Source organism: Paracoccus sp. (in: a-proteobacteria), assembly GCF_039808215.1.
Taxonomy (GTDB): Bacteria; Pseudomonadota; Alphaproteobacteria; order Rhodobacterales; family Rhodobacteraceae; genus Paracoccus.
In genome coordinates this window covers 67,032-87,090 of sequence record NZ_JBDHSP010000001.1, presented here as the reverse complement: position 1 = coordinate 87,090, position 20,059 = coordinate 67,032, and the positions used below count along the sequence as shown (strand labels likewise).

Below are 20,059 nucleotides of genomic sequence, written 5' to 3'. Positions count from 1 at the left end.
TTCAGTTCAGGTATTTCACCGGATCGACGCTGTCGAAACCGTTGCGCACCTCGAAATGCACCACACCCTTGTCCCGCGCCTTGCCAAGCATGGTGCCGGCATCGACCTTCTGGCCCTTGCTGACCGCAACATCGTCCAGCCCGGCATAGACGGTCATCAGGTTGTTGTCGTGCCTGACGACAATGATCGGCACCTGGTCGACATCTCGGGTGATCGCCGCCACGGTGCCGCTGCCGGCCGCGGACACGCTGCTGCCCGGCGCGGCCGAAATGTCGATACCTTCGTTGCGGCCCTTCTCATAGGGGCGGATGATTGCGCCATTGGCGGGCATCCGCAGCCTGCCGCTGCCCGAGGCCGCGGTGCGGGTCTTGCCCAGATCCGGGCTGGCGGGGGTTGCGACCGGGGTGCTGATCGGCGTGGTTCTTTCCCCCGGCAGGGGCTGGGCCGCGGATGGCGGACGGGGCGTCGGGCTGCCGACGCCGGGCGCGGTCACCGTCGCCATGGCCGAGGGCGCCTGGCCCGCGACCGGGATCAGCAGCCGCTGGCCCTTGCGCAGGCCCATGCCGGCCGCAAGCCCGTTCCACTCGGCCAGATCCTTGACCGGGACATTGTATTTGCGGGCGATGGACCAGGCAGTCTCGCCCGCGCCGACGACATGCTGGCGCGGCTGGCTTGCGGCAGGCTGGGGCGCGGCTGCGGCCGGGACCGCGGCTTTGCGCATGCCCTGGCCGGCAAAGGGATCGACGACCTTGCCGGTCGAGAAGGGCGCTGCCGCCGGCGCACCCGGGACCGCCGGGGCGGCGGCGACGCGGCGCGGCAGGGCGATCACCGCGCCCGGGGTCAGCACGGTATTGGGCTCGACGGCATTGTAGCGGGCCAACTCGCCGGCATTCAGCCCCAGGCGGGTCGCAACGGTGGCGGTGGTATCGCCCTGGCGCGCGATCGCCACCTGATAGCCGGGATAGCTGATCACCCCGCGCTGGTCGGGCGTCGGCCTTGGTGCCGCCTGCGCTGCCGCCGGGGCGGTGTCCAGGCCCCCCCCGCCCCAACCGCGCAGGTCGGGGTCGAACTTGCTGAAATCCACCTCGCCCTGCGGCCCGCAGGACGCCACAAGCGCCGCGGCGCCGGCGGCCAGCGCCAACTGCCTGAATTTCATCATCTGCCCGTTCCTCATTCTGTCTTGCCGGGGGTCATGTCTGCCCCAACCCCTCGACCAGCGGCACGAAGCGCACCTGCCGCAATTCGTCATAATCAAAGCCGTTCTCGCCGCGCCGGACGCGGATCAGGGTCTGGACCGCATCCGTCTGCCCGACCGGCAGCACCATGATACCGCCGATCTTGAGCTGCGCCAAGAGCGGGCCGGGCGGGTCCTCGGCCGCCGCGGTCACCATGATGCGATCGAAGGGCGCCTGTTCGGGCAGCCCGTATGAGCCGTCGGCGACCAGCGCGGTGATATTGGACAGGCCCAGCTGGCGAAACAGCGCCTCGGCCTCGGTCACCAGGCGGCGGTGCCGGTCCATGGTATAGACGCGGCGGCACAGCAGCGACAGGATCGCCGCCTGATAGCCCGAACCGGTGCCGACCTCGAGCACCTTGTCGCGCGGCCCGACCTGCAGCGCCTGGGTCATCAGCCCCACGACCGAGGGCTGGCTGATCGTCTGCCCGCAGGCGATGGGCAGCGGCGTGTCCTCATAGGCGCGATCCTCGAAATGGCCGCGCACGAAGACGCCGCGGTCCACGCTCTCCATTGCCTCCAGAACACGCGGATCGGTGACCCCGTGCTGGCGCAGCGCGAACAGGAAACGCATCTTGCGTTCGGCGGTCTCGGGATCGTCGCTCATCGGGGCTCAGCCTTCCTCAAGCACGCCGCGCAGTTCGGCCAGGGTCGCATGGCAGGTCAGATCGGGGCGCATCGGCGTCAGAGACACATAATCGTGCATATTGGCATCGACATCGCTTTCCGGCGAGGCCTCGGCGGTCTGCGACCCGCCCATGACCCACAGGAACCGCCGGCCGTTCGGCGACAGGCAGGGCTCGGCCTCGAAGCGCACGCCGCGCCGGCGTCCCTGCGCCGCCACCCGCGTGCCGCGGACCGAGCCTGCATCGCAGGGCGGAAAATTCACATTGTAGAACAGCCGGAAATCCGGCCCCGAGCTCCAGTCGCCATGATCCAGCAACTGCCGGATCAGCCGCGGCCCGTGCCGGCGCGCCGCCTCGAACGGGTCGGCCAGTTGCGCCGTGCGTGGGCCCATGTATTGCGACAGCGCGATGGCCGGCAGATCCTGCAGCGCCGCCTCCATCGCCGCGCCGATCGTGCCGGAATACATCACGTTCTCGCCGGAATTGTTGCCGCGGTTCACCCCCGACAGCACCAGGTCCGGCGGCCTGTCGCGCATCACGTCGGCGATCGCCACCAGCACGCAATCGGCGGGCGTGCCCTCGGCGGCAAAGCGGCGCGGGCCCAGTTCGGCGATCAGCGTCGGATGCACATAGCTGATGCAATGCGCGACGCCGGACTGTTCAAAGGCCGGGGCCACGGTCCAGACCTCGCCCGTGGGACCGGCGACCTCGGCGGCGATCTCGGCCAGCGCCACAAGCCCGGGCGCGTTGATGCCGTCGTCATTGGTGATCAGAATCCGCATTCCCGTCCGTTTCCGTGCATGTCCGCCATGGCTCCGCGGGCAGGATTGCCGCGCATCCGCCCGTCGCGCAATGATTATCCGCGCCACAGCCCTGCGACAACCCGCATGCGCCGCTGTGCGAGCGTTTGACGCCGGGCCGGTGTCGGGGCAGGATCGGATCAGGGCAGGCGGCGCGGCAGGACATGCAGATCTATCTTCCCATTGCCGAGGTGGCGGTCAATTCACTGACCCTGATCGGGTTGGGCGGCATCGTCGGCCTGATGTCGGGCCTGTTCGGCGTGGGCGGCGGCTTTCTGATCACGCCGCTGCTGTTCTTCATCGGCATCCCGCCGCCGATCGCGGTAGCCACCGGCGCCAACCAGGTGGTGGCCTCGTCCTTTTCCGGGGTGCTGGCGCATGTCAAGCGCAAGACCGTGGATTTCCGCATGGGCTGGGTGCTGCTGGCCGGAGGGCTGGTCGGCTCGTCGCTGGGGGTGCTGATCTTCAACATCCTGTCGCGGCTGGGTCAGATCGACCTGGTGGTACAGCTTTGCTATGTCGTCTTCCTGGGGCTGATCGGCGCGATGATGCTGCAGGAGAGCCTCGGCGCGCTGCGCCGCAGCCGCGTCAGCGGCCCGGTGGTGCCCAAGCGGCGCCAGCAGCAGGGCTGGGTGCACCGCTGGCCGCTGAAGATGCGCTTTCGCATCTCGGGGCTTTACATCAGTGCGCTGCCGGTGCTGCTGGTCGGCGCGGTCGTGGGGGTGCTGGCGGCGATCATGGGGGTCGGCGGCGGCTTCATCATGGTGCCGGCGATGATCTATCTGCTGGGGATGCCGACCAAGGTGGTCATCGGCACCTCGCTGTTCCAGATCACCTTCCTGTCGGCCTATACCACGCTCATGCATGCGGTTTCCTCGAACACGGTGGACATCATGCTGGCGGTGCTGCTGATCGTCGGCGGCGTCACCGGGGCGCAGATCGGCACGCAACTGGGTGCGCGCCTGCGGGCCGAGCAGCTGCGCATCCTGCTGGCGCTGCTGGTGCTTGCGGTCTGCGGCAAGCTGGCGCTGGACCTGTTCCTGCCGCCCGACGACCTGTTCTCGATCACCCAGGGGATCCTGAAATGATCCTGCGCGCCGCCCTGATCGCGCTTGCCCTTGCCCTGCCGGCGCAGGCGCAGGTGCCGGGTCCGGGCCATGTCGCAGTGCCCCAGGTCCCGGCCGAACCGTCCGAGGATCCGGCCGAGAAGATCGTCGCCGGCCTCTCGCGCGAGGATGTCGACATCACCACCCGCTTCGACGGATCCGAGATCATCATCTATGGCGCCGTCAAGCGCCAGACCCCCATCCCCCCCGGCGAGCCGCTGGATGTCGTCGTCACCGTCGAGGGACCGGCGCAGGCGATCACCGTGCGCCACAAGGAACGCCGGCTGGGCATCTGGGTGAATACCGGCCGGGTGGGCATCGGCGCCGCGCCCAGCTTCTATGCCGTGGCCAGCACGCGGCCGCTGGTGCTGGTGCTGACCCCCGAGCAGGACCAGCGCTATCGTATCTCGGTGCCGCTGGCCATGCGCGCCTTCGCCGGTGTCGCGGATGTGCCGGACGTGGTGCCCTATACCGAGGCCTTCGTGCGTCTGCGCCAGCAGGATGGCAGCTATCGCCAGGACGACGGCGCCGTGCATCTGGCCGAGCAGACCCTGTTTCGCGCCGATGTCCGCCTGCCCGCGAATCTGGTCGAGGGCGCCTATAGCGTGCGCATCTTCCTGCTGCGCCAGGGCATGGTGATCGACACCTATCGCGCGCCCATCGAGGTGCGCAAGGTCGGGCTGGAACGCTGGCTCTACCGGCTGGCGCTGGAACGGCCCTTTGTCTATGGCATCATGTCGCTGGCGCTGGCCATCGCCGCCGGCTGGGGGGCTTCGGCCGGCTTCCGGCTGCTGCAGCGGCAGTGACCGGCGCGGCCTAACCCCGGCGCAGGTTTCCGGCCAGCGTCCAGACCATGCCGAGGAAGGTCAACCCCCAGGCCGCCAGCGCAATGAGCAGGAAGGCGCGCGGCAGCGGCTCGAGAAAGGCAAAGCCCATGGCCCGGATCATCTGCCAGGTCGAGGCGGCATACATGCCCAGCGGAAACACCGCCCCCCAGTAAAGCGGGTCATAGCGCAGCGGAAAGCGCTGGAAGACATGGCGCCAGACGCCCAGCAGCAGCAGCATCGGGATCCACCAGGTCCCGGTCGCCCAGTAGAACACGGTAAAGCCCTTGAGAAACGGCAGTACCGACAGAAGAAAGGGCGCATGCGGCGCGTTCAGGATCAAGAGCGAGCCAGCCAGCGTCGAGATCGCCATCGCCCCCATGTTGATCCAGTAGGGCGGCGACAGGTCGCCCGGCAGAAAGCGAAAGAAGGTGTAGCGGTAAAAGATCAGCGACATCATCCAGATGTAAAGCATCCCGCCCCAGAGCCACATCGACAGCGCCAGCAGGTTCAGCTCCATCCGGTGCGGCTGCTGCAGATGCCCGGCCAGCAGCGCACTGGCCACCGCCACCGACTGCGTGGCCACCACCGCCAGCAGCCAGCCGCCGCTGATGCCCTTGTCCAGTGACGGCTTTTCGCGCCGGACGGTCAGGGCGGTGAAGATCGTATAGGTCAGCCCCAGCCACAGCAGCCCCGCCAGCAACCACAGCGCCTTGCCCACTGCGACATTGCCGGCCAGCACCATGAACTGGCTGGCCAGGATGCTGGTGCCGGCGACGGTGGTGAAATAGCCCGGACCCGTGGCATGGGCCACCATGTCGCCGAAAAAGCGCCGCGGATACAGCCAGGCGCGCAGCGCGTAAAGCAGGCAGAGCACCGCATATTGGCCGATATTGAGCCAGAACATCGCCAGCGCCAGCCCCGGCCGGTCCATCATCTGCGCCGCCAGCGACACGATGCCGGTGGCCATGACCAGGCCAAAATAGGCCGGAGACATCTCGGCAAGACCGGGTCGCCCTGCCTCGGCCGCCGCCATCAGCGCCGCCCCGGGCCGGTCAGGCCGGGCATGGCTGCCGGCCAAGCGCGGTCTCGCACCACGCGGCGATGCTTTCGACATCGGCGGCCAGCGGCTCGGCAATGCCCTCGGCGAAAGCGAGGAAGGCCGGCAGGTTCAGCGCATTCACCCCCACCAGCACCGGCAGGCCGCGGGCCATGGCCTCGGCGATGATGCCGGCCAGACCCTTGCCCTCGGCCTCGCGCTTGCCGAACTTGTTGATCACCACCAGCTCGGCCCGCTCCAGCGCGCCGCCGACCCACAGCACCGATTGTTCCAGCGCGCCCGCATCCAGCCGGCAGCCGCGCGCCTCGGCGCCGCGGTCGATGCTGATGCGGATGGTCGGCCCGTCGGGCAGCAGCCGCAGGTCCATGTCGCAGCGCGGCCGGTCGGGGCGGATCACATTGCTCTGCACCGTGCCGGCCAGCCGGGTACCGCGCGCCTCGAGCCGCTCCACCACCGCCGAGAGCAGCTCGTCGATGCGGCCGCGGCCGGGCAGGCTGACATATGCCAATCTCATCGCTTTTCCTTCCTGCGCTGGCCCGGCGGCGGGCCGTTCCCGCCGCCGGGCGGCATCTACGCGCGGCTCAGGCCGAGGCCGTGGGGCGCTCCCCGACCGGCTGCGCAAGATCGATGCCGGTCACCTCGGCCGCCGCGATCAGGGCGCGGACATAGGCCTGGCTCGCGCGCACCCATTCGGCCTTTTCCTGCGCCTCGCGCAGATGCGGCAGCACGGCCTCGAAGGGCAGCACCTCGCCGCGCACGCGGGCGTCAAGCCGGATCAGATGATAGCCGTAGCGGCTTTCCACCGGCTGCTCCGAGATCGCGCCCTCGGCCATCACCGCCAGCGCCGCCTCGAATTCGGGCACGGTATCGCCCGAGGCCAGCTGCCCCAGCATGCCGCCATTCGTGCGCGAGGGGCAGGCGCTGGACTGCGCCGCCAATTCGCCAAAGCGACGCGGCTGGCGGCGCAGTTCCGCCAGCACCGCCTCGGCCTCGGCCCGCGCCGTGGCACGCGCCGCCTTGTCCGAAGGATCGGCGGCGAACAGGATATGCGCCGCCTCGTAAAGCGAGGGCGCGCGGAACCTGTCGGGGTTGCTGTCATAGATCTCGCGCAGCCGCGCCTCGTCGATCTCGGCCGGGACCACGGCGGTTTCCAGCAGCTGGCGGATCAGCGCCTCCTCTTCGGTCTCGACCTGGCCGGGGGCCAGTTCCACCGGCTCGGCCAACAGGTGATGGGCGCGCGCCTGCTGCAACAGCAGCTCGCGCGTGACCAGCGCCCGCGCTGCGGCACGCCAGGCAAAGCCGGGCTTGCCCTTGGGCGCGGGGTGGTTTTGCGCCTCGGCCCCGATCAGGGCCGAGGAAATGGTCACGCCGTTCACCGTGACCTCGGGCATGAGCGCGTTCATCTGCACCTCACTTCGCCGGACGGCGCTGCTGGTCCAGCGGCCGCGGCTGCACGCCGGCGACCGGCTGGCGCGCGCCACGGCGCGTGCGCACGATCTGGTAGCCCGGGCGCCACAGATAGCGCACCGGCGCCGAGACGATATGCACGAGCCGAGTGAAGGGGAACAGCAGGAAAATGGTCAGGCCGATGAAGATATGCAGCTTGAACAGCCAGCTGGCGCCGACCATGTAGCTGGCGGGATCGGACTGCAGATAGATGATCGCCTGCGCCCAGCCCATCAGCCGCACCATTTCCTCGCCGTCCAGATGCTGCAGCGAGACAAAGATCGTCAGCACGCCCAGCACCAGTTGCACCATCAGCAGCACCAGGATGCCGGTATCGGCGAAGGTGGAATTGGCCTTGATGCGCGGATCGTTCAGGCGCCGCTGCAGCAGGATCGCGCCGCCAGCCAGCGCCATGATGCCGGCGAGGCCGCCGACCACCACCGCGAGGAGCTGCTTGGCCCCATGCGAGATGCCGATGGCGTCGAACACCGCCACCGGGGTCAGCAGCCCGACCAGATGGCCGAAGAAGATGATCAGCACGCCGACATGGAACAGCACCGAGCCGATGACGAACTGGCGCTTGCGCAGGATCTGGCTGGACTTCGACTTCCAGGTGAAGGGATCGCGCTCATAGCGGGCGATCGACGCCATGACCATCACGGTGATGGCGATATAGGGATAGATGCCGAAAATGAAGTTATGCATCCGAGCCTCCGGTCATTCTGCCGCCAGCGGGCGGTTGGGATCCATGCGGGCCAGCAAGTCGCGCGTGGCCGGGCAGCCTGCATTCGGGTCGGGGCCAAAGACCACCTGGGCCTCGGCATAGGCGGCGTCCAGCGCCTCGAGGTCGTGCGGGTTGTCCACCGGCTCGGCCAGAAGCGCCTGCGCCTCGTCGCTGGTCGCGGTGGCGCCGGCGAAATCGACCAGCGCCAGCAGCACCGCGGCATAGTCGCTGTCGCGCCGCACCAGCCGCTCGGACAATGCCACCAGGATCGCGCCCGCATCCGCAAGGATGGCGCGCGCCTCTTCGACCGGGCGGGTCGAGAGGAACTCCAGCAGCACCGGCAGGTGGTCGGGCAGTTCCGTGCCCGCAAGATCAAAGCCGCCCGCACGATAGGTATCCAGCAGGTCCACCATGGCGCCGCCGCGGTCGCGGCCCTCGCCATGCACATGCTCGAACAGGTTGAGCGAGAGCGTGCGCGAGCGGTCGAAGAGCAGGACATAGTTTTCCTGGGCGTCGATCTCGTCCTGGGTCGCCAGCCGCGCCAGAAGCGGCTCGAGCGCGGGCAGGCGCCGGGGGGGGATGACCCCCTCGGCGACAAGAACCCTGCGGATCTCGGGGATGGCGGCGCCAAGCTCGGTGCCCGGATAGCTCAGCAATGCTGAAAGTGCCTTGAAGCTGATCATGACAGGAACTCCGTCGGCGAGCGGAAGCGGCGGCCGCCGCCGAACAGCGACTTGCCGTCGCTGCCCGAGGAGCAACCGTTGCCGTCGGTGAACCCGCAGCCGCCGCGCAGGTCATAGGCATCCTCGACCAGTTCGCGATGCGTGGTCGGGATGACGTAGCGATCCTCGTAGTTGGCGATGGCCAGCAGCTGATACATCTCGTCGATCTGCAGGGGCGTCAGGCCGACGCGCTTGGCGACGCCGAGGTTCACCACGCCGTCCACGGTCTTGGAGCGCATGTAGGCGCGCATGGCCAGCATCCGTTCCAGCGCCGAGATCACCGGCTGCTCATCGCCGGCGGTCAGCATGTTGGCGAGGTAGCGCACCGGAATGCGCAGGCTCTTCACGTCCGGCATGTTGTCCTGCGCCGCGATCTTGCCCGCCTCGGCGGCGTTCTGGATCGGCGACAGCGGCGGCACATACCAGACCATCGGCAGGGTCCGGTATTCCGGATGCAGCGGGAAGGCGATCTTCCACTCCATCGCCATCTTCCAGATCGGCGAGTTCTGCGCGCCCTTGATCCAGTCCTCGGGGATGCCGGCGGCGCGGGCCTCGGCGATCACCTCGGGGTCGTTGGGGTCAAGGAACACGCCCAGCTGCGCGTCATAGAGATCCTTTTCCGATTCGGTCGCGGCGGCCTCGGCGATCTTGTCGGCGTCATAGAGCATGACCCCCAGATAGCGGATGCGGCCGACGCAGGTTTCCGAACAGACCGTCGGCATGCCCGATTCCAGACGCGGATAGCAGAGCGTGCATTTCTCGGATTTGCCGGTGGACCAGTTGTAATAGATCTTCTTGTAGGGGCAGCCCGAGACGCACATCCGCCAGCCGCGGCATTTTTCCTGGTCGATCAGGACGACGCCGTCATCCTCGCGCTTGTAGATCGCGCCCGAGGGGCAGGACGCCACGCAGGCCGGGTTGAGGCAATGCTCGCACAGGCGCGGCAGGTACATCATGAAGGTGTTTTCATATTCACCGTAGATGTCCTTCTGGATGCCCTCGAAGTTGTAGTCCTTGCTGCGCTTGGCAAATTCGCCGCCGAGGATCTCTTCCCAGTTCGGGCCCCATTCGATCTTTTCCATCCGCTCGCCCGAGATCTTGGAGCGCGGGCGCGCGGTCGGGAATGCCTCCATCACCGGGGCCGATTTCAGGTGGTCATAGTCGAAATCGAAGGGTTCATAGAAATCGTCGATCTCGGGCAGGTCCGGGTTGGCAAAGATATTGGCCAGGATGCGCCATTTCGCCCCCTGCTTGGGTTGCAGCTTGCCCGAACGCGTGCGCGTCCAGCCGCCGTTCCAGCGCTTCTGGTTTTCCCAGTCCTTGGGATAGCCGATGCCGGGCTTGGTCTCGACGTTGTTGAACCAGGCGTATTCGACACCTTCGCGCGAGGTCCAGACGTTCTTGCAGGTGACCGAGCAGGTGTGACAGCCGATGCATTTGTCGAGGTTCAGCACCATGCCGATTTGTGCACGAATCTTCATTCCGCTGCCTCCGGAGCTTGGGTTGCGGTCTGTTCACTGATCGGACGGTCCAGCCAGTCCACGGTTTCCATCTTGCGGACGATCACGAATTCGTCCCGGTTCGAGCCGACGGTGCCGTAATAGTTGAAGCCGTAGCTCAGCTGGGCATAGCCGCCGATCATATGCGTGGGCTTGATCACCGCCCGAGTGACCGAGTTGTGGATGCCGCCGCGCTTGCCGCTGATCTGGCTGCCCGGGGTGTTCACGATCTTTTCCTGGGCGTGATACATCAGCGTCATGCCTTCCTTGACGCGCTGGCTGACCACCGCACGCGCCGTCAGCACGCCGTTCGAGTTGAAGACCTCGATCCAGTCGTTGTCGACGATGCCCGCCTTTCGCGCGTCCACCTCGGAAATCCAGACCACCGGACCGCCCCTGTTCAGCGTCAGCATCAACAGGTTGTCGGTATAGGTCGAATGGATGCCCCATTTCTGGTGCGGGGTGATGAAGTTCAGCACCACATGCTTTTCGCCCGACTTCAGCTGGCTGATCGCCGGCGAGATGGTCTTGAGATCGACCGGCGGGCGCCAGGTCACGAAGGTCTCGCCGAAGGCGCGCATCCATTCATGGTCCTGGTAAAGCTGCTGACGGCCCGACAGCGTGCGCCACGGGATCAGCTCATGCACGTTGGTATAGCCGGCGTTGTAGCAGACCTCCTCGGATTCGATGCCCGACCAGGTGGGCGAGGAGATGATCTTGCGCGGCTGCGCGGCGATGTCGCGGAAGCGGATCTTCTCGTCCTGCTTGACGGCCGCCAGATGCGTGTGATCGCGCCCGGTGGCCTTGCCCAGCGCCTCCCAGGCCTTGACCGCGACCTCGCCATTGGTCTCGGGGGCCAGCATCAGGATCATCTCGGCGGCGTCGATGGCGGTATCAAGCCTGGCCATGCCCTTGCTGATGCCCTCGTCGGTGACGGTGCCGTTCAGCGCCTGCAGGTGGTGCACCTCTTCCTTGGTGTCCCAGCCGATGCCCTTGCCGCCATTGCCGATCTTCTCCATCAGCGGCCCGATCGAAGTGAAGCGCTTGTAGAGGTTCGGATAGTCACGCTCGACCGCGATGTAATCCGGGGCGGTGACGCCGGGGATCAGGTCGCATTCGCCGCGCTTCCAGTCCGCGACCACGTTCTGCGCCAGTTCGCCGGGGGTGTCGTGCTGCAGCGGGTGCTGCACCACGTCCTGCTCGACGCCCAGGATTTCCGGCGCCACCTCCGAGAACCGTTTGGCGATCGCCTTGAAGATCTCCCAGTCGGTCTTGGATTCGTAGGCCGGGTCCACCGCCGCCTGCAGCGGGTGGATGAACGGGTGCATGTCGGACGTGTTCATGTCGTCCTTCTCGTACCAGCTGGCGGTCGGCAGCACGAGATCGGCATAGACCGCGGTGGTGGACATGCGGAAATCGATCGACACCAAGAGGTCCAGCTTGCCCTCGGGCGCGTCGTCGCGCCAGCGCGCCTCGACCGGCATGGGCTTGCCCTGCTCGTGCAGGTCGTGCTCCAGATGCCCGTGATCGGCGCCCAAGAGGTGGTTCAGGAAATATTCATGCCCCTTGCCCGAGGAGCCCAGCAGGTTCGAGCGCCAGACGAACAGGTTGCGCGGCCAGTTTTCCGGCGCGTCCGGGTCCTCGCAGGACATTTCCAGCGCGCCCGACTTCAGGCGTTCGGCCACGTAATCCTTGACCGGCACGCCGGCCTCCTTGGCGGCGCGGCCGACCTCGAGCGGGTTCTGCTTCAGCTGCGGCGCCGAGGGCAGCCAGCCCATGCGTTCGGCGCGGATGTTGTAGTCGATCAGGCTCAGCTTGTCCCATTCGCCCTTGGGCGCAATGGGCGAGAGGATCTCTTTCGAGCTGACGGTCTCGTAGCGCCACTGGTCGGAATGGGCATAGAAGGCCGAGGTGCCGTTCATGTGCCGCGGCGGCCGGTTCCAGTCCAGCGCGAATGCCAGCGCCGTCCAGCCGGTCTGCGGGCGCAGCTTCTCCTGGCCGACGTAATGCGACCAGCCGCCGCCCGACTGGCCGACGCAGCCGCAGAAGGTCAGCATGTTGATGACCGCGCGATAGTTCATGTCCATGTTGAACCAATGGTTCATGCCCGCGCCGATGATCACCATCGAGCGGCCATTGGTCTTTTCGGCATTGTCGGCGAATTCGCGCGCCACCTGGATGATCTTGTCGCGACGCACGCCGGTGATCTTTTCCGCCCAGGCGGGGGTGAAGGGCACGTCCTCGTCATAGTCGCGGGCGACATTGCCGCCGCCCAGCCCGCGGTCCAGCCCGTAATTGGCGCAAAGCAGGTCAAAGACGGTGGCGACCAGCTGCGTGCGGCCGTCGGCCAGCTTCACTTCCTTCACCGGCACGTTGCGGCCAAGGATCGGCTGGCGTTCGTCCACCTTGAAGCCGTTCGTGGCGGCGCCGCCGAACCACGGGAAGGCCACCTCGCGCACACCGTCGTTCTCGCCGTCGAGGATCAGCGTCATCTTCAGCCGCGACTCGGCGCCCTGGGCTTTGGATTCCAGGTTCCACTTGCCCTGTTCGCCCCAGCGGAAGCCGATCGAGCCGTTCGGGACCACGATCTTGCCGCTGGTCTCGTCGATGGCCAGAGTCTTCCAGTCGGGGTTGTTCGTCTCGCCCAGGCCGCCCAGATCCGAGGCGCGCAGCTGCCGGCCGGGGACCAGGTTGCCGTCCTGCTCATCGAGGCAGACCAGCATCGGCATGTCGGTGTAGCGGCGGCAGTAATCCTCGAAATAGTCGACCTGGCGATCGAGATGGAACTCGCGCAGGATGACATGGCCCATGGCCATGCCCAGCGCCGAATCGGTGCCCTGCTTGACGTTCAGCCAGATGTCCGAAAACTTGGTCGCCTCGGCATAGTCCGGCGAGACCACCGCGGATTTCGTGCCCTTGTAGCGCACCTCGGTATAGAAATGCGCGTCCGGCGTGCGCGTCTGCGGCACGTTCGAACCCCAGAGGATCAGATAGCCCGCATTGTACCAGTCGGCCGATTCCGGCACGTCGGTCTGTTCGCCCCAGGTCTGCGGGCTCGAGGGCGGCAGGTCGCAATACCAGTCATAGAAGGACAGGCAGGTGCCGCCCAGTAGCGACAGGTAGCGCGCGCCGGCGGCATAGGACACCATCGACATGGCCGGGATCGGCGAAAAGCCGAACACGCGGTCGGGGCCGTATTTCTTCGTGGTATGGGCATTGGCCGCCGCCACCATGTCCAGCGCGTCATCCCAGCTGACGCGCACGAAACCGCCCTTGCCGCGAATCCTGGTATAGCTGGCGCGCTTTTCGGCGTCGTCCTGGATGGCGCGCCAGGCCTGGACCGGCGACATGGTTTTGCGCAGATCCTGCCACATGCGATAAAGGCTGCCGCGCATCAGCGGCGTCTTCACCCGGTTGGCGCTGTAGAGATACCAGCTGTAGGAGGCGCCGCGGGCGCAGCCGCGCGGCTCGTGGTTGGGCAGGTCGGGCCTGGTGCGCGGATAGTCGGTCTGCTGGGTTTCCCAGGTGACGATGCCGTTCTTGACATAGATCTTCCAGCTGCAGGAGCCGGTGCAGTTCACCCCATGGGTCGAGCGCACGATCTTGTCGTGGCGCCAGCGGTTGCGATAGGTGTCCTCCCAGTCGCGGTTCTCGATCGTGGTCTGGCCATGCCCCCCTGAAAACGTGTCCTTGCGGACGGACTTCAGGAAATTCAGCCGATCAAGCAGGTGGCTCATGTCGCTTCCTTTCTTCAGGCGGGCCGCGCGGCTGCGCTGGGCCCTTGCTCGATGTCGTAAAGCAGCCCGCCGCGCCGGGAATAGATCCCCCAGGTCAGGACAAGGCAGAGGAGGTAAAAGACCAGGAACGCCCAGAGCGCGCCGGCCGGCGAGCCGGTCATCGCGATCGAGGTGCCGTAGGACTTGGGAATGAAGAAGCCGCCATAGGCGCCGATGGCGCTGGTGAAGGCGACGATGCCCGAGGATTCCATGGTGATCTGGCGGTTCAGATCCGCCCCCGACAGATGCGGCATCAGCCGCGGCACTTCGCGCGCCATGATCTGCGGGATCATCTGGAAGGTCGAGGCATTGCCGACGCCGGTGAACAGGAACAGCGACATGAAGGCGGCGAAATAGCCGACAAAGCTGTGCGCCTCACGCGCGAGGATCACCCCGAGCGTCGCCACCGCCATGCCGGCAAAGACCCACAGCGTCACCCGCGCGCCGCCGAAGCGATCCGAGATGCCGCCGCCGCCCGCCCGCGCCAGCGCACCGACCAGCGGCCCGAGAAAGACGAAGGGCAGCACGTTGATCTCGGGGAAGGTGATCTCGCTCAAGAGCGGGAATGCGGCGGAAAAGCCGATGAAGCTGCCGAAGGTGCCGGTGTAGAGCACGCACATCAGCCAGTTCTGCTTGCGGCCGAAGATCACCGCCTGCTGCGCGAAACTGGCCTTGGCGTCCGCAAGGTCGTTCATGCCCGCCCAGGCCGCGATGGTCGAGGCCAGGATGAAGGGCACCCAGACAAAGCCCGCGTTCTGCAGCCACAGCTTGCCGCCATCCTCAAGCGGCTGCGGATTGCCGCCGAATACCCCGAAGACGCCCATGGTGATCACGATCGGCACCAGGAACTGCATCAGCGAGACGCCAAGGTTGCCCAGGCCCGCATTCATCGCCAGCGCATGGCCCTTTTCCGATTTCGGGAAGAAATAGCCGATATTGGCCATGGACGAGGCGAAATTGCCGCCGCCAAGGCCGCACAGCAGCGCCAGCACCAGGAAGATCACATAGGGCGTGTTCGGGTTCTGCACCGCATAGCCGATGCCCAGCGCCGGGATCAGCAGCGAGGCGGTCGACAGCGTCGTCCACAGCCGACCGCCAAAGATCGGCACCATGAAGCCGTAGAAGATGCGCAGCGTCGCCCCCGAAAGCGCCGGCACCGCCGCCAGCCACAAAAGCTGGTCCGCGTCGAAGGCAAAGCCGATCTGCGGCAGCTTGGCCACCACCATCGACCAGACCATCCACACCGAGAACCCAAGCGTCAGGGCCGGGATAGACAGCCACAGGTTGCGCCTGGCGATCTTGCGGCCGTGGCTTTCCCAGAACTCGAGGTTCTCGGGCTGCCAGTCCTCGATCACGCGGCGCATGACCGTCTTGCCGGGCTGGTGGATCTCGGCCATCTCGGGCAGGTCGGGCAGCGTGTCCAGCGCCCGGCCGATGGCACGGCGCTCCATGACGCGGATCGACAGGTGCATCCAGCCCAGCGCCACGCCGACCAGCAGGAACAGCAGCATGAAGCACGAGGTATAGATCCCGGTCACGTCCAGGACGACGCCAAAGACCAGCGGCAGGAAGAAGCCGCCAAGTCCGCCGATCATGCCGACCAGACCGCCGACGGCGCCGACGTTCTGCGGGTAATAGACCGGGATGTGCTTGAACACCGCGGCCTTGCCGAGGCTCATGAAGAAGCCCAGCGCGAACAGCGTGACCACGAAGGGCCACAGCCCCATCGAGGTCGAGAAGGTGATCGAGCCGTCGCGGCCGTGGATGGTGTAATCCGACGGCGGATAGGACAGCATGAACAGCAGCACCAGGCTGAAGCCAAAGCACCAGTAAAGCACGGTGCGGGCGCCGAAACGGTCGCTCAGCGAGCCGCCATAGGCGCGAAACACCGAGGCCGAGAGCGAGAACATCGCCGCCGCCACGCCGGCGGTGCGCACATCGACATCATAGACCTTGATCAGGTAATGCGGCAGCCACAGCGCCAGCGCCATGAAGGCGCCGAAGACGAAGAAGTAGTAAAGCGAGAACCGCCAGACCTGCAGCTTTTTCAGCGGCGCGAACTGCTCGGCCAGCGTCGGCGCCTTGACGCCCTTGGCGCGGCGCTCGGCCAGTTGCGGGTCGTCCTTGGCCATCAGGAAGAACACCACCGCCATGATGGTCAGCGCCGTCGCCCAGACCACCGCGACGCCGCGCCAGTCCATGGCAACCATGACGAAGGGGGCAAGGAACTTGGTCACCGCCGCACCGACATTGCCGGCGCCGAAGACGCCCAGCGCCAGGCCCTGACGCCCGGCCTCGTACCAGCGGCTGACATAGGCCACGCCGATGATGAAGGAACCGCCCGCCAGGCCCACGCCCAGCGCCGCGATCAGATAACCGACATAGGAATTGGCATAGGTCAGCGCGAATGTGGCCGCGGCCGCGGCCAGCATCTGCAGGGTAAAGACCAGGCGACCGCCCCAGCGCTCGGTCCAGACGCCCAGGATCAGGCGCACGACCGAACCGGTCAGCACCGGCGTCGCGACCAGCAGGCCGAACTGGAATTCGCTGAGGTTCAATTCCTTCTGGATCTCGACGCCGATGATCGAGAAGATCGTCCAGACCGCAAAACAGGTGGTGAAGGCGATCGTGGACAGGCCCAGCGCCCGTTTCTGGTCGCCCGCATCGAAGCTTGGATGAGATGCCATGCATGTCTCCTGCAGTGGGAATGCTCCCTTGTCCTGCAAGAAGCCCGGACAGGCCGGCGCCGAGGTTGATCTGCATCAAACTCGGGTGCGGGGTCCGGGAAAAGCGGCATGGTTTGACATAATCGACCGGCCGTGATACGAAATTTGCAATCAAGCTCATGAATTTTTCCGCGTGTTAGATTGATAATTATCAAACCGCGAAGGAATCGCTCCGATGATGCGCCCGGCCGATCTGCCCGACATCCGCCCGCTGCCACTGTTTCGCGCCATGTCCGAACCGCATTTCCGGGCGCTGATGAACCATGCCCATGCCCAGGTGTTTCCTGCCGGGCTGGACCTGCTGCAACAGGGCGACCCGGCGGATTTCCTGCATGTCCTGGTCGAGGGCCGGGTCGAGCTTTTCGCCACGCGGGGCGGGCGCCAGACCACCATGGCCATCGTCGAGCCGGTGGCCTCGTTCATCATCGCCGCCTGCATCACCGATGAGCCCTATCTGATGTCGGCGCGCACGGTCGCGCGCTCGCGCATCGTGCTGGTGCCGGCGCAGGAACTGAAGGCGGTCTTTCGCCAGGATGCCGCCTTTGCCGTCTCGGTGATCGACGAGCTGGCCGGCAGCTATCGCAGCATGGTGCGCCACGCCAAAAGCCTGAAGCTGCGCAATTCGCGCGAACGCGTCGCCGCCTGCCTGTTGCAGCTGTCGCGCCAGCAGGGCGACCGCCAGGGGTTTTTGCTGCCGCTTGAAAAGCGGCGCATCGCCTCATGGCTGGGCATGACCCCCGAGAACCTGTCGCGGGCGCTGAAATCGCTCGAGCCGGACGGGGTCAAGATCGACGGCCGGCGGGTCATCATCACCGACCCCGGCCGCCTGGGCGCGCTGGTCGGCGGCGACCGGCTGCTGGACGACCCCTGCGGCGCCTGGTCGCCGCCCGCGACCTGAATGCGGCTGAATCCTGGTCAGGCCAGCGCAAACACATTGCGTCGCGGCGGCATCCGGTCGATGTTGCGGCGCAACAAGATACCCGACCCACAATCGACCCGAGGGAGAATCCGATGGCGAGCTCAAGTCTACCGATCAACCTGGCCCTGCAGGGCGGCGGTTCGCACGGCGCGCTGGCCTGGGGCGTCATCGACCGCCTGCTTGAGGAAAAGCACCTGCATTTCCCCGAGGTCAGCGGCACCAGCGCCGGGGCGATGAATGCCGCCGTGCTGGCGCATGGCCTGGCCCTGGGCGGGCGGGACGGCGCCAAGCAGGCGCTGCGCCAGTTCTGGAAGGCCGTCAGCGACGCGGCGCGATTCTCGCCCATCCAGCGCTCGCTCTGGGACCGGATGCAGGGCAACTATACGCTCGACAATTCGCCGGGCTATCTGATCATGTCCGGGCTGAGCCAGATCCTTCCGCCGCAGGTGCTCAATCCGCTGGATTACAACCCGCTGCGCAATCTGGTCGAGGCGATGATCGACTTCGACGCGATCAATGCCTCGAAGCAGGTGCGGCTGCACCTGACCGCGACAAATGTGCGCACCGGTCAGGCGCGCATCTTCTCGACCGGCGAAATCAGCGTCGACTCGGTCATGGCCTCGGCCTGCCTGCCGCAGATGTATCGCGCCGTCGAGATCGATGGCGAGGCCTATTGGGACGGCGGCTTCTCGGCCAATCCGGCGCTGAAGCCGCTGGCCGTGGACAGTCCGACGCGCGACCTGCTGATCCTGAACCTGAACCCGCTGCGCCGCAACGAACTGCCCAGGACCGCGCGCGACATCATCAACCGCGTGAACGAGATCAGCTTCAACACCAGCCTGATCAAGGAACTGAAGTCGCTCGACCAGCTGCGCCAGCTGCGCGACGCCGGCACGCTGGCACTGGACGAAAGCGCCGATCTGCGGCTGCACATGATCCATTGCGAGACGGACGTGCAGGAACTCTCGGCCTCGAGCAAGCTGAACGCCGAATGGCGCTATCTGCAGCATCTGTTCGAGCGCGGCCGCATCTGGGCACAGGACTGGCTGGACCAGAATCTGGAGAAGGTGGGCAGGCAGTCGTCCTTCCTGCTGGACGAGTTCTTCCAGCAGGCCCAGCTTCCCAAGGCGCTGGCCCCGCTGCGCGAGGCATAACTGTTCCATCCCGGATGATCACCCTTCCCCTCGGCGATCGACGCTCTTCATGGCAAGGTCGGTCCTGAGGGGCATTCGGGGCGCGGCGCGAACATGCTGATCCATCTTCACAGCCAGGCGACGACGACACCGAAGGTGCGCGCGGCGATCCAGGCGAGCGACGAGGCCGGCACGGCGCTGGCGGAGCGCTTCGGGGTAGACCGCCCCTCGCCAGCGGTCTCGAACCGATGGCGACTCGCTGGCTCGATCCGGACCATCCGGCTGTCGGCGTCACGGATCTTCACCCGCAGGGCGTCAAAGATCACAATGGGATACATCCGGTCCAGCGCCCGGTGCTGCCAGTCCCGGACCTCGTCCAGCACGGCGTCGGTGACGCGGCTGATCAGGTCGGGCGACACCCGAAGCCCGCAGATCTCCTCGAGATGGGCCTGGATGTCGCGCGACCTGATCAGCCCGGCGGCGTAAAGGCCGATGATCTTGTCGTCGATGCCACAGGTCCGGGTCTGGCCCTTCTTCACCAGTTCCGGCTCGAAGCTACCATTCCGGTCGCGCGGCACCGACAGGGCCACTTCGCCGTCCGAGCCCTTCACACGCTTCGTGGCAACCCCGTTGCGGCGGTTGGCCTGTTCGGGCGGCGGCTCCGCGCCGGCATCATAGCCCAGATGCGCCGTCAGTTCGGCCCCAAGCATCCGTTCCATCAGCCGGACCTTCAGCTCTTTCACCAACCCGGCATCGCCAAGCAGATCCTCAGGCCGCGTGCAGCCCTTCAGCAACTCTTCCAGCAGTTCGTTGGAAATTGTCATCGTCAGTGCTCCCTTCAGGAAGCATGGACCGGTTCAGCGATACACAGAATACCTGGCACTCTCCGGCTACCTCCATATCGACGTGAAGTATCTGCCGCAGATGCGTGACGAATCCTCGCGGTGCTACCTGTTCGTGGCCATCGACCGCGCCACCCGTTGGGTGTTCATCCGCATCTTCAAGGCCAGGACTGCGGCCAATGCCGCCGCTTCTTGCGTGACCTGGAACGCGCCTGCCCGATCCGCATCCGCACCATCCTGACCGATAATGGCAAGGAGTTCACCGACCGGCTCTTCGGCCTGCGCAAGCGCGCCGCGACGGGGGCACGAATTCGACCGGCTCAGCGCTGACCTTGATATCGAGCACCGCCTGACCCCGCAGAAATCGCCGCAGACCAACGGCACGGTCGAGCGCTTCAACGGCCGGATCGAGGAGGTGCTGCAAAGCCACCACTTCCGGTCCGACGAAGAGCTGGAGGCCACGCTGCACCGCTATGTCTGGCTCTACAACCAGCAGATCCCGCAATCAGCCCTGGGCAGCAAGTCGCCATTGCAGGCAATGAAGGACTGGCACAAACTCAAGCCGAGCCTGTTCAGGAAATGGCCATACTACCTGCCGGGATGTGACACATAGGCCCGGGGC

Annotated in this window: 16 protein-coding genes and 1 pseudogene; 5 read left to right on the top strand and 12 right to left on the bottom strand. The window is 66.4% G+C overall.

The features are described from left to right. Position 1 precedes the first annotated feature (1 nt). The 3 genes from WMK75_RS00410 to surE are packed head-to-tail and all read right to left on the bottom strand — an operon-like array spanning position 2 to position 2,642. Complete coding sequence (locus WMK75_RS00410; protein ID WP_347265675.1) at positions 2-1,159, bottom strand: LysM peptidoglycan-binding domain-containing protein; 1,158 nt, start codon at positions 1,157-1,159, stop codon at positions 2-4. 31 nt (positions 1,160-1,190) lie between these two features. Further along, a complete protein-coding gene (locus tag WMK75_RS00405; protein WP_347265674.1) occupies positions 1,191-1,841 on the bottom strand; it encodes a protein-L-isoaspartate(D-aspartate) O-methyltransferase in 651 nt (216 codons plus the stop codon). A gap of 6 nt (positions 1,842-1,847) precedes the next feature. Then, complete coding sequence (gene surE / locus WMK75_RS00400; protein ID WP_347265673.1) at positions 1,848-2,642, bottom strand: 5'/3'-nucleotidase SurE; 795 nt, start codon at positions 2,640-2,642, stop codon at positions 1,848-1,850. A gap of 182 nt (positions 2,643-2,824) precedes the next feature. On the opposite strand from surE, the gene WMK75_RS00395 reads away from it, so the two are divergent. Both WMK75_RS00395 and WMK75_RS00390 read left to right on the top strand, forming a co-directional pair. After that, the gene (locus WMK75_RS00395) at positions 2,825-3,748 is read left to right on the top strand and encodes a sulfite exporter TauE/SafE family protein (protein WP_347265672.1); all 924 of its coding nucleotides are present in this window, start codon (positions 2,825-2,827) and stop codon (positions 3,746-3,748) included. After that, positions 3,745-4,572 carry a TIGR02186 family protein gene (locus tag WMK75_RS00390; protein WP_347265671.1) on the top strand — a complete coding sequence of 276 codons (828 nt, stop codon included), beginning with the start codon at positions 3,745-3,747 and terminating at the stop codon, positions 4,570-4,572. The genes WMK75_RS00395 and WMK75_RS00390 overlap by 4 nt, the downstream gene beginning before the upstream one ends. Positions 4,573-4,582: 10 nt before the next feature. Here WMK75_RS00390 and WMK75_RS00385 read toward each other — a convergent pair whose 3' ends face one another. The 8 genes from WMK75_RS00385 to WMK75_RS00350 form a co-directional block, all read right to left on the bottom strand. Then, positions 4,583-5,671 carry a tellurite resistance/C4-dicarboxylate transporter family protein gene (locus tag WMK75_RS00385; RefSeq protein WP_347265670.1) on the bottom strand — a complete coding sequence of 363 codons (1,089 nt, stop codon included), beginning with the start codon at positions 5,669-5,671 and terminating at the stop codon, positions 4,583-4,585. Further along, on the bottom strand, positions 5,646-6,164 hold the full coding sequence (locus WMK75_RS00380; RefSeq protein WP_347265669.1) for a DUF2478 domain-containing protein: 519 nt from the start codon (positions 6,162-6,164) through the stop codon (positions 5,646-5,648). Before WMK75_RS00380 ends, WMK75_RS00385 begins: the two co-directional genes overlap by 26 nt. Before the next feature lie 67 nt (positions 6,165-6,231). Continuing rightward, positions 6,232-7,053: a peptidylprolyl isomerase gene (locus WMK75_RS00375; protein ID WP_347265668.1), complete on the bottom strand. Its 822-nt coding sequence runs from the start codon at positions 7,051-7,053 to the stop codon at positions 6,232-6,234. A gap of 7 nt (positions 7,054-7,060) precedes the next feature. Continuing rightward, complete coding sequence (gene narI / locus WMK75_RS00370; protein WP_347265667.1) at positions 7,061-7,801, bottom strand: respiratory nitrate reductase subunit gamma; 741 nt, start codon at positions 7,799-7,801, stop codon at positions 7,061-7,063. Between the two features lie 12 nt (positions 7,802-7,813). Further along, positions 7,814-8,503, bottom strand: a complete 690-nt coding sequence (gene narJ, locus WMK75_RS00365; RefSeq protein ID WP_347265666.1) for a nitrate reductase molybdenum cofactor assembly chaperone — start codon at positions 8,501-8,503, stop codon at positions 7,814-7,816. Further along, positions 8,500-10,023 (bottom strand): nitrate reductase subunit beta, encoded by a 1,524-nt coding sequence (gene narH, locus WMK75_RS00360; protein ID WP_347265665.1) that lies wholly within the window; start codon positions 10,021-10,023, stop codon positions 8,500-8,502. The genes narJ and narH overlap by 4 nt, the downstream gene beginning before the upstream one ends. After that, a complete protein-coding gene (locus WMK75_RS00355) occupies positions 10,020-13,778 on the bottom strand; it encodes a nitrate reductase subunit alpha (RefSeq protein ID WP_347265664.1) in 3,759 nt (1,252 codons plus the stop codon). Before WMK75_RS00355 ends, narH begins: the two co-directional genes overlap by 4 nt. Before the next feature lie 14 nt (positions 13,779-13,792). Beyond that, complete coding sequence (locus WMK75_RS00350) at positions 13,793-16,504, bottom strand: MFS transporter (RefSeq protein ID WP_347265663.1); 2,712 nt, start codon at positions 16,502-16,504, stop codon at positions 13,793-13,795. Between the two features lie 214 nt (positions 16,505-16,718). On the opposite strand from WMK75_RS00350, the gene WMK75_RS00345 reads away from it, so the two are divergent. Both WMK75_RS00345 and WMK75_RS00340 read left to right on the top strand, forming a co-directional pair. Continuing rightward, positions 16,719-17,441 carry a helix-turn-helix domain-containing protein gene (locus tag WMK75_RS00345; protein WP_347265662.1) on the top strand — a complete coding sequence of 241 codons (723 nt, stop codon included), beginning with the start codon at positions 16,719-16,721 and terminating at the stop codon, positions 17,439-17,441. Between the two features lie 113 nt (positions 17,442-17,554). Beyond that, complete coding sequence (locus WMK75_RS00340; RefSeq protein ID WP_347265661.1) at positions 17,555-18,616, top strand: patatin-like phospholipase family protein; 1,062 nt, start codon at positions 17,555-17,557, stop codon at positions 18,614-18,616. A gap of 107 nt (positions 18,617-18,723) precedes the next feature. Here the strand turns inward: WMK75_RS00340 and WMK75_RS00335 are convergent, their stop codons facing one another. After that, complete coding sequence (locus tag WMK75_RS00335) at positions 18,724-19,419, bottom strand: transposase (protein WP_347265660.1); 696 nt, start codon at positions 19,417-19,419, stop codon at positions 18,724-18,726. A 64-nt stretch (positions 19,420-19,483) separates the two neighbouring features. Between WMK75_RS00335 and WMK75_RS00330 the strand changes: the two are divergent. Then, positions 19,484-20,050 (top strand): annotated as a pseudogene (locus tag WMK75_RS00330) (integrase core domain-containing protein); the annotation flags it as partial. Between the last annotated feature and the right edge of the window lie 9 nt (positions 20,051-20,059).

What these genes read in the sequence shown, in the direction of transcription:
- WMK75_RS00410 (WP_347265675.1), bottom strand. Translation starts at nt 1,159, where the DNA reads ATGATGAAATTCAGGCAGTTGGCGCTGGCCGCCGGCGCCGCGGCGCTT.
- WMK75_RS00405 (WP_347265674.1), bottom strand. Translation starts at nt 1,841, where the DNA reads ATGAGCGACGATCCCGAGACCGCCGAACGCAAGATGCGTTTCCTGTTC.
- surE (WP_347265673.1), bottom strand. Translation starts at nt 2,642, where the DNA reads ATGCGGATTCTGATCACCAATGACGACGGCATCAACGCGCCCGGGCTT.
- WMK75_RS00395 (WP_347265672.1), top strand. Translation starts at nt 2,825, where the DNA reads ATGCAGATCTATCTTCCCATTGCCGAGGTGGCGGTCAATTCACTGACC.
- WMK75_RS00390 (WP_347265671.1), top strand. Translation starts at nt 3,745, where the DNA reads ATGATCCTGCGCGCCGCCCTGATCGCGCTTGCCCTTGCCCTGCCGGCG.
- WMK75_RS00380 (WP_347265669.1), bottom strand. Translation starts at nt 6,164, where the DNA reads ATGAGATTGGCATATGTCAGCCTGCCCGGCCGCGGCCGCATCGACGAG.
- WMK75_RS00375 (WP_347265668.1), bottom strand. Translation starts at nt 7,053, where the DNA reads ATGAACGCGCTCATGCCCGAGGTCACGGTGAACGGCGTGACCATTTCC.
- narI (WP_347265667.1), bottom strand. Translation starts at nt 7,801, where the DNA reads ATGCATAACTTCATTTTCGGCATCTATCCCTATATCGCCATCACCGTG.
- narJ (WP_347265666.1), bottom strand. Translation starts at nt 8,503, where the DNA reads ATGATCAGCTTCAAGGCACTTTCAGCATTGCTGAGCTATCCGGGCACC.
- narH (WP_347265665.1), bottom strand. Translation starts at nt 10,023, where the DNA reads ATGAAGATTCGTGCACAAATCGGCATGGTGCTGAACCTCGACAAATGC.
- WMK75_RS00355 (WP_347265664.1), bottom strand. Translation starts at nt 13,778, where the DNA reads ATGAGCCACCTGCTTGATCGGCTGAATTTCCTGAAGTCCGTCCGCAAG.
- WMK75_RS00350 (WP_347265663.1), bottom strand. Translation starts at nt 16,504, where the DNA reads ATGGCATCTCATCCAAGCTTCGATGCGGGCGACCAGAAACGGGCGCTG.
- WMK75_RS00345 (WP_347265662.1), top strand. Translation starts at nt 16,719, where the DNA reads ATGATGCGCCCGGCCGATCTGCCCGACATCCGCCCGCTGCCACTGTTT.
- WMK75_RS00340 (WP_347265661.1), top strand. Translation starts at nt 17,555, where the DNA reads ATGGCGAGCTCAAGTCTACCGATCAACCTGGCCCTGCAGGGCGGCGGT.
- WMK75_RS00335 (WP_347265660.1), bottom strand. Translation starts at nt 19,419, where the DNA reads ATGACAATTTCCAACGAACTGCTGGAAGAGTTGCTGAAGGGCTGCACG.